Consider the following 8,722-nt stretch of genomic DNA (forward strand, 5'->3'; position numbering starts at 1 on the left):
AGAACGATATCCGGGGTTACGTCAAATGGCGCAAGATCAGCGGCGGAACCCGCAGCGACTTGGGACGCCGCTGCCGTGACACCTTTGCCAGCCTCAAGAAGACCTGCCGCAAGCTCGGGATTTCCTTCTGGGACTACCTCACTGACCGCATCGGGCAAATCGGAGACATCCCGCCCTTGCCGGAAATCGTGCGCGAACGGATCTTGGCCGCTCAGGCTGTGCCGTGAGTTATTGAGAAGTTACCGCCGCGAGACTTCCGGCAACCCGCCGCTGTCGTTGGCTTTGCCGTGCCTCGCGGTCCCCCCCCCCCGCGCATCGTCCCATGAATCGCCCTCCATCCGCCTCCTGCGCTGAAACACAACCGGCAAGGCGCTTTCCACGGACCTTGACGCTTCAGGGCGGCCTGGCGCCGGGTCTCTTGATGCGGGTCACGCTGCTGGCCGGCGTCTGGCTGTTGCCGCTCGGCGAGTTCTGTCGGACGCGCTATCTCAGCCCCACCGCTGTTGGGTTCACCCCCGTTGGCATGGCGCGATCGCCACCGATCGGCGCTTGATCGCGAGGAGCATCCATGCCACGTTCCCATGACCCAAGTCAGGCGCTTCCTCCCAGCGAGCCAGGCCAGTCAGGACACGACCTTCGCCAACAGGCGGAAGCGCGGGTCGGCACCCTGGACACGACGGCGCGGGAGGCACTCACGCCCGAGGCGACCGAACGGCTCATCTATGAGCTGCGGGTGCATCAGATTGAACTGGAGTTGCAGAACGAGGAACTGCGCCACGCTCAAGCCGCCCTGGAAGCCTCGCAGGCGCGCTACTTCGACCTCTACGACTTGGCGCCGGTCGGCTATCTGACACTCAACGACGCAGGGCAGATCCAGCAAGCCAACCTCGCGGCGGCCAACCTCCTGGAGATCCCACGGCGCCAACTGATCGGCCAACCCCTGTCAGGCTTCATCTGGCCCGAGGATCAGGACATCCTTTACCACGTCCGCCGGAAGCTCTGGTCAACGGGCGAGCGACAGGATGTTGAACTGCGTCTGCGTCTGCGACGAGCGGACGGCGTGACCTGTTGGGTTCACCTGCAGACCAGCCTCGCGCCGGAGGGATCCGCCGCTGCCGATGCGCGCTGGCGGGTCATTCTGACCGACATCACCGCGCGGCATCGCATCGCGACCGAGCTGGCCCGCAGCGAGCAACAGACCCAGAGCCTGTTGCGGGAAAATCGGGCCTTGCTGGATAACGCCTTCGTCGGGATCTGTTTCGTCCAGGAGCGCCATTTCATCCGCGCCAACCGCTACGCCGAAACCCTGTTCGGCTATGCGCCCGGTGAACTGGATGGCGTCTCGACCGAGGTCATCTACCCGGATCGCGCGGCCTATCTGGCGCTCGGCCAGCGTGCCTATCCGGCCATCTATCGGGGCGAGAGCTTCGCCTGCGAGGTGGAACTGGCGCGCCGGGACGGCCAGCGCTTCTGGTGCCTGATGCGCGCTCGGGCGCTGACGCCGGAACAACCGCTGGACGGGAGCCTCTGGATCCTGGAGGACGCGACCGAACGGCGCGCGGCGCGCCAGGCCCAGGAACAGGCGGCCGAGCTGTATCGGGCGATCTTCGAGAGCCGCGACGTCATCAAGGTGCTGGTCGATCCGCGGGACGGACGGGTTCTCGATGCCAATCAGGCTGCCGCCGAGTTTTACGGCATGCCCCGCGAGGACTTGCGACAACGCGAGGCGTGGGAGTTCAGCACCACGCCCCGCGAGGTCTTTCTGGAACGGTTCGCCAGCATCCTGGCCGGCGAGGCGAACGTGACGGCCGCGTCTCCGGCGTGGCATCGGGGCGCCGGCGGCGAACTCCGCGAGGTCGAGGTCTATGTCGACCTGATCCATCGCGATCATCACCCGCTCCTGCTGGCGACCGTGCTCGATCTCACCGCCCGCAAGGCCGCCGAGGCCGGCCTGCGCGACAGCGAGGCACGCTACCGTTCGGCACTGGTGGCCCTGGCCGAGGGCGTCGCGGTCTATGACCGCCAGGGTGTCCTGATCACCAGCAATCCGGCCGCCGAGCGCATTCTGGGCCTGATCGCCAGCGACTATCAGGCGCGATCCGTGGACGACGGGATCTGGTGGATCATCCACCCCGATGGCACGCCGTTCAGCAGCGACGACTGGCCCTCGGTCGCCACCCTGAGCAGCGGGATCGCGCAGCGTGACGTGGAGATGGGCGTGGTCGGATTGGACCACCGCGTGACCTGGCTGTTGGTCAATAGCGAACCGATCCGCGACACGGTCAGCGGGGACATCCAGGCGGTGGCGGTGTCGTTCACCGATATCAGCGACCGCAAGGCCGCCGAGGCGACGCTGCAACAGAGCGAGGCGCGCTTTCGCACCCTCTTTACGGACGCCCGGGTGATCATGCTGCTGATCGATCCCGGCACGGGCAAGATCGTCGACGCCAATACCGCCGCCGCCGACTATTACGGTTACCGCATCGAGCAATTGCGCGGCCTGCCGCTCAGCGCCATCAATACCCTGACGCCGGAACAGATCGCGCTGGAAATGCGCCAGGCCGCACTGAAACAGACTTGGCACTTCCAATTCCGACACCGCCTGGCCAACGGCGAGGTGCGCGACGTGGAAGTGTACTCCGGCCCCCTGGAACTGGAGGGGCGCTCGCTGCTGTTTTCGATCGTCCACGACATCACCGAGCGCCGCCGCGCCGAGGCGGCGGTGCGCGTCAGTCTGGACGAGATCCAGCGTCGCAACGCCCAGATCATGGCCTTAAACCGCCTGAACGAGTTACTGCTGTCCTGCGATACCCGCGCGGAGGCTTACGCGACGATCGCGCGCGGCGCCGAACCCTTATTCGTTGGCTGCTCCGGCGGGCTGGCGATGCTGGACGAGGCGGGCACGGCGCACTTGCGGGTCGTGGCCACCTGGGGCGATCCCGGCGTCCTGCCCGCCACCTTCCCGCTGGATGACTGCTGGGGGATGCGGCGCGGAGACTGTCATACGGTCACGGCGGAGGCCCGGAGTCTGCACTGTCGGCACCTCGGCCACCCACCGCCATCCGCCGCCCTCTGTGTCCCCTTGAGCGTGCGCGGCGAAACGCTCGGCCTGTTACATCTCAGCACCGACACGAGGGCACTCCAGGAGTTGCAGCCGATCGTCATGGCGGTCGGCGAAACGATCAAACTGGCGTTATCGAAGATCAAGTTGCAGGAAACCCTGCGCGAACAGGCGATCCGCGACCGGCTCACCGGCCTGTATAACCGTCGCTATCTCGACGAAACCCTGCCGCGCGAACTCCAGCGCAGTCAGCGCCGGGGCGAATCGCTGGCCGTGGCGATGCTGGACGTGGATCACTTCAAAGGCTTCAACGACCGCTACGGCCACGAGGCCGGCGATGCCGTGCTGCGGGCGATCGGTGACTTGCTGAAGCGGACCCTGCGGGCCGGCGATCTCGCCTGCCGCTACGGCGGCGAGGAACTGACCGTCGTGCTGCCTGGCGCCAGTCTGGAGGAGGCCCGAGCGTGTCTGGAAAACCTGCGGACCGCGATCCTGCAACTGCGGGTGCCCTATCAAGACGGAGACTTGCCGGCGATCACCGTCTCCATCGGCGTCGCCGTTCTCGGGGAAGAGCCACCATCCGCCGCCGCCCTGTTGGCGCGGGCCGACGCCGCGCTCTATCGGGCCAAGGCCGACGGGCGCAACCGGGTGATCGTCGCGCATGCGTAGGCGCGGATATTCTCTGGATCCCATTATTCTCTCTGGCTCCCACGCTCCAGCGTGGGAGCAAGTTGCGACGCTCCAGCGTCGCGTCTCAACCTCAGACAATCAAACCGATGAGGCACCAACAACAGCATGGGCCGAGACCGCTATCGCATCCACGAGCCGACCGCACCGCATTTTCTGACCTGCACGGTCATTGCGTGGCTACCGCTGTTCGCGCAACCGGCCAACGCCGAAATCCTCCTGGACGCGCTGCGCTTTCTCCAGCGCGAGGGCGGCTTGCGGCTCCAGGGCTATGTCATCCTGGAAAATCACTGTCATCTGCTAGCCGCCTCGCCCAATCTCGGCAAGACCGTCGCGAGCTTCAAGTCCTTTACCGCTGGCCAAATCGTCAAGCGTCTGATCGAGCGCCGCTCGCCGGTGCTGGAGCTGCTGGCCTGGCACAAGGCGCGGCACAAAGTCGACCGGGAACATCAGGTCTGGCAGGAAGGTTCGCATCCCGAGCAGATCCAGGGCGAGGCGATGATGCTTCAGAAGTTGGAATACATTCACAATAACCCGGTAGCCCGCGGGTACGTGGACGATCCGCTGCATTGGCGCTATTCGAGCGCGCGCAATTATGCGGGGATGGAGGGGTTGCTGGGGATCGAGACGCAGTGGTGAGTTTGAGACGCGACGCTGGAGCGTCGGCACTGGCTCCCACGCTGGAGCGTGGGAGCCAGAGAGTGTCCGCTTCGAGCAAGACGCGACGCTGGAGCGTGCAATGGACTTTTCTGGCTCCCACGCTCCAGCGTGGGAGCAGGTTGCGACGCTCCAGCGTCGCGTTGCCCGACCCGAACACGATGGGCCATTCACATGACACCTGATATAACCCCAACCTCCCCGCTCCCCGATCTCACTCAGTGCGACGCGGAACCCATCCATCTCCCCGGCTCGATTCAGCCGCACGGCGTTTTGCTGGCCTTGCAGGGGCCGGCGCTGCGGATCGTCCAGGTCTCCCACACCTGTCAGGCCCTGCTGGGTGTCGCGGCGGACGCGCTGCTGGGGCAGGAACTGGCGACCGTGCTGGGTGCGGCGCGGGCCGACGCGGTCCACCGGGCGCTGATCCGCCTCCGCGAACGGCCGCTGACCCCGGTCGCGTTCGACTGGCTGCCAACCGCGGGCGGGCGGACCTTCGCCGCCTATGTCCATGTGTCCGATGGGTTGACGGTGCTGGAACTGGAACCCGTTCCGGCGGCGTCTCCCGACCGCCGGGATGCGCTGATCCGGGCCGTGCGCGAGTTCGATGCGCTGCATGACCGGACGGACCTGCCGGCCAAGCTCCAGACCGCCGCCACGCTGTTCCAGCACTTGATCGGCTATGACCGGGTGATGATCTATCGCTTCGACACGGACTGGCACGGCGAAGTCGTCGCCGAGGCGCGCCGCGACGATCTGGAACCCTATCTGGGTCTGCACTTCCCGGCGTCCGACACCCCGGTGCAGGCCCGTCGCCTCTATCTGATCAGCCCGACGCGGGTCATCGTCGATATCGACTACACGGCCTCACCGCTGTTGCCCGCGCTGCATCCGGTCAGCGGGCAGCCGCTCGATCTGTCGCTCAGCCTGCTGCGCAGCGTGTCGCCGGTGCATCTGGAATATCTGCGCAACATGGGGGTGCGGGCCACCCTGACGGCCTCGCTGCTGCGGGACGGGCAACTCTGGGGGCTGATCGCCTGCCATCACACCACCCCGCGCCAGGTCTCGGGCCAGATGCGCGAGATCGCCGGGTGGATGGCGCGGGATCTGTCGCATCAGATCGCGCTGCTGGAAGAACGCCAACGCCAGCGCGACAGCGCGGGGTTCAAGCAGTGCCGCGAGCAGATTATTGACGCCATGCGTCAGGGTACGCGGCTGTCGGAGCTGCTCAAGGGGCCGGCACTGGCGGCGGTCCTGGGTGCGGTCGGCGCCGAGGGCGTGGCGCTGATTCATGGGACGGACGTGACCGCCGGCGGCGCGACACCCGCGCCGTCACGCATTCTCGACCTCGTCGCACGCTTGAGCGACCTGCACGCGGGTGACCCGCCTCAGTTGTTCGCCACCGATTGCCTGAGCGCCCACCTGGAGGGCACGGCTGACCTGGCCGCCACCGCCGCCGGGGTGGCGATGTTCCCGCTGGACGCCGTCCAGTCGATCAAACTGATCTGGTTTCGCGACGAGCAACTGCGTCATGTGACCTGGGGCGGCAATCCCGACAAGGCGGTGAACCGCGCGTCGGATGGTCGCCTGAGTCCGCACCAGTCGTTCGCCGCCTGGAGCCAGACGGTGCGCGCGCACAGCCGGCGCTGGAGCCCCGAGGAACTGGACTCGGCGCGGGAACTCGGCATCCTGATCGATATCGAGTGGCGCCGGGTCGCCGAGGACGCCCTGCGCGCGCAGGAGATCCTGCTCAAGGATGTCCTGGACTCGCTGACCGCCCATATCGCCGTGCTGGATCGGCGCGGCACCATCACCCTGGTCAACGCGAACTGGCGGCGGTTTGCCGAACAGAACGGCGGCGGTTCGGAATGCCAGCCCGGCGCGAATTATCTGGCGATCTGCAACCGGGTGGTGTCTGGCCAGGACGGCGTGGAGGCGCAGGCCGCCCTGCGGGGTGTACAACAGGTGATTGCGGGGGCAAAAGAGGCTTTCGCCCAGACCTACCCCTGCGATTCGCCCACCGAGTCGCGCTGGTTCGAGATGCGGGTGCTGCCGTTGAGCGGGCCCCAGCCGGGCGCGGTGATCGCGCACGAGGAGATCACCGCCCGCATGCTGGCACAGCTTGCCCTGCGGGCGAGCGAACAACGGCTGCAACGGGTGCTGGATGGCACCAATGACGGTTTCTGGGACTGGGATGTGGTCACCGGAGAGGTGTTTTTCAGTCGGCGCTGGGCGGAGATGCTGGGCTATGACCTGACCGAGATCAAACCGGATATCAGCGGTTGGGAGACCTTGGTGCATCCCGACGACCTGCCGGCTTGTCTGGCAGCGGTACAAGCCCATTTTTCCGGCGCGACGGCGCAGTACCAGAGCGAACACCGGTTACGCGCCAAGACCGGCGACTGGCGCTGGGTGCTGGATCGCGGCATGGTCACCGCGCGGGATGCCGAGAATCGGCCCCTGTGGATGGCCGGTACCCATGCCGACATCACCGAGCGTCGCCAGATGGAAGCGGCGCTGCGGGTCAGCCTGGCGGTGGTGAAGCGCCACGACGCCCAGATGATCGCGCTCAACCGGATGAGCGATCTGCTCCTGTCCTGCCGCAGCCGTGAGGAAACCTACGCCATCATCGCCGACAGCGCCGAGCTGCTGTTTGTGGACGTGACCGGCGCGCTGGCGGTGGTCGATGAGGCCGGAGCCGAGCTGCATCGGGTCGCCGCCTGGGGCGATCCCGACGGACTGTCCCCCACCTTCTCGTTGCACGATTGCTGGGCCTTGCGGCGCGGCCAACCGCATGAAGTCGCACCCTGGCGTACCGACATCGATTGCCGGCACTTTCCGGAAGATCCGCCACCCCTCTCTCTTTGCCTCCCGTTGACCGTGCGGGGCACCACCCTGGGCCTGTTGCATGTCAGCACCCGCGACGCCTTGAGCGAGGCGCAATTCCAGGAGTTACGCACCCTGGCCATCGCGGTGAGCGAGTCCATCAAGCTCGCCCTGTCGAATCTACAGTTGCAGGAGGGCTGCTGATCAGGCTGGCGATCCGCCTTCCTTCAGTGGCTGGAATCCGGCGAGCGCGGCCTGAGCTGGCGGGCAAACTCACTGGCGGCGTCCTGATCGCCACGCGCTTGATGGAGGCTGACAAGCGCGGCCAGGAGGTCGCGGTTTCCCGGATGTCGTGCCAGCGCCGTCTGGAGGATGGCAAGCGCCTGTGGCGGATCGCCGGCGCGCTCCACGGCCAAGGCCCGCACATAGGCATAGCGCGGGTTGTCCGGCGCCAGCTCGGCCGCGCGCGTCAGCGATGCGACCGCTCCCGGCATGTCCTGCTTGCGGACCAGCAACAGCCCCAGCGCATGATGCAGACTGGCCTCCTCCGGGAGTCTGGCCAACCCCTCGCGTAACGCCTGTTCGCCCTCGGCATCCCGACCCAGCGCGCGGTCGAGATCGGCGAGATTGACATAGGCCGGTCCAAAGTTCGGATCCAGACGCAGCGCGGTGCGGTAGGCTTGCTCCGCCGCTGGCGAATCCCCGCTGGCGGCCTCGATCAGGCCCAGATTCAGATGGGACTCCGGTCGCTCGGCATTGACGAGCTGGCTCGCCCGATAGGCGGTCAATCCCGCTTCCAGGCGGCGTTTGTCGGCCTCCGGCAGCGTGAAGCGCGCGAGCGGCGCGAGCGTGCGGGCGGCCTCCGTGCGCACCGCCAGGAGGGGATCGTCGAGCAGCGGCAGGCCGCATTCCAGCAGGGTGTTCGGATCCGTCGTTTCAAGGAAACAGCGGGCGCAGACCTCGATCTGGGTGTGTCGCGCGCGCGGGACGGACCGCCGCGGCAGGCCGGTCTGATCATCGTGCGTCCAGACCGCGCCGTCGCGGTCGGCGAGATCAACCTCCAGACCCTTGTCGACATCCCAGGTCGGCGGCTTGTCCGCCGTCGCCGACCGCGCCTGTTCGACATGGCGCGAGGCCGGACCGTGGCAGGCTTCGCAGGCGACATTGATGTCCGACCAGGTGGTCTGAAAACTGTCTGTCGCCAGGTCATAGCCCTTTTTCAGGTTGGTGGAATGGCACTCCGCGCACTGATAGTTCCAGTTCTGGTCGCGGCCGGTCCAGTGCAGCCGATGGCTGTGGTCCACGCGCTCATGCGGATAGAGGTGATACCGTCATTGAAATCGCCCCGGACCGTCGCCTCGGTCGCCGCCGTCATCGCCCGGGCGTGGTCGGAGCCGCGCCAGCGTTCCGTCTCGACCGGATGACAGGTCGCGCAGGATTGACTGCCGGCGTAGGTGGCGGGCGGTAGCTGCTCTGCGAAGGCGATGATGGCCT

General features: G+C 66.8%; 6 protein-coding genes and 1 pseudogene. 5 read left to right on the forward strand and 2 right to left on the reverse strand.

The window, feature by feature from the left end:
- The 5 genes and pseudogenes from QZY07_RS23210 to QZY07_RS23230 form a co-directional block, all read left to right on the forward strand.
- A pseudogene (locus QZY07_RS23210) lies at nucleotides 1–227 on the forward strand (hypothetical protein); the annotation flags it as partial.
- Between the two features lie 95 nt (nucleotides 228–322).
- Complete coding sequence (locus QZY07_RS23215; protein ID WP_295408082.1) at nucleotides 323–553, forward strand: hypothetical protein; 231 nt, start codon at nucleotides 323–325, stop codon at nucleotides 551–553.
- A 15-nt stretch (nucleotides 554–568) separates the two neighbouring features.
- Nucleotides 569–3,730 (forward strand): PAS domain S-box protein, encoded by a 3,162-nt coding sequence (locus tag QZY07_RS23220; protein ID WP_295408084.1) that lies wholly within the window; start codon nucleotides 569–571, stop codon nucleotides 3,728–3,730.
- 126 nt (nucleotides 3,731–3,856) lie between these two features.
- Nucleotides 3,857–4,387 carry a transposase gene (locus tag QZY07_RS23225; RefSeq protein WP_295408086.1) on the forward strand — a complete coding sequence of 177 codons (531 nt, stop codon included), beginning with the start codon at nucleotides 3,857–3,859 and terminating at the stop codon, nucleotides 4,385–4,387.
- Between the two features lie 192 nt (nucleotides 4,388–4,579).
- Nucleotides 4,580–7,432, forward strand: a complete 2,853-nt coding sequence (locus QZY07_RS23230; RefSeq protein ID WP_295408088.1) for a PAS domain-containing protein — start codon at nucleotides 4,580–4,582, stop codon at nucleotides 7,430–7,432.
- A gap of 23 nt (nucleotides 7,433–7,455) precedes the next feature.
- On the opposite strand, the gene QZY07_RS23235 is transcribed toward QZY07_RS23230, so the two are convergent.
- Together QZY07_RS23235 and QZY07_RS23240 are read right to left on the reverse strand one after the other, a co-directional pair.
- Nucleotides 7,456–8,532 (reverse strand): tetratricopeptide repeat protein, encoded by a 1,077-nt coding sequence (locus tag QZY07_RS23235; protein WP_295408090.1) that lies wholly within the window; start codon nucleotides 8,530–8,532, stop codon nucleotides 7,456–7,458.
- Nucleotides 8,448–8,722 (reverse strand): multiheme c-type cytochrome (locus QZY07_RS23240; protein ID WP_295408092.1); only part of this gene is annotated, 275 nt, incomplete at its 5' end. The genes QZY07_RS23240 and QZY07_RS23235, both read right to left, overlap by 85 nt.

It is taken from the genome of uncultured Thiocystis sp. (genome assembly GCF_903866365.1).
GTDB lineage: Bacteria > Pseudomonadota > Gammaproteobacteria > Chromatiales > Chromatiaceae > Chromatium.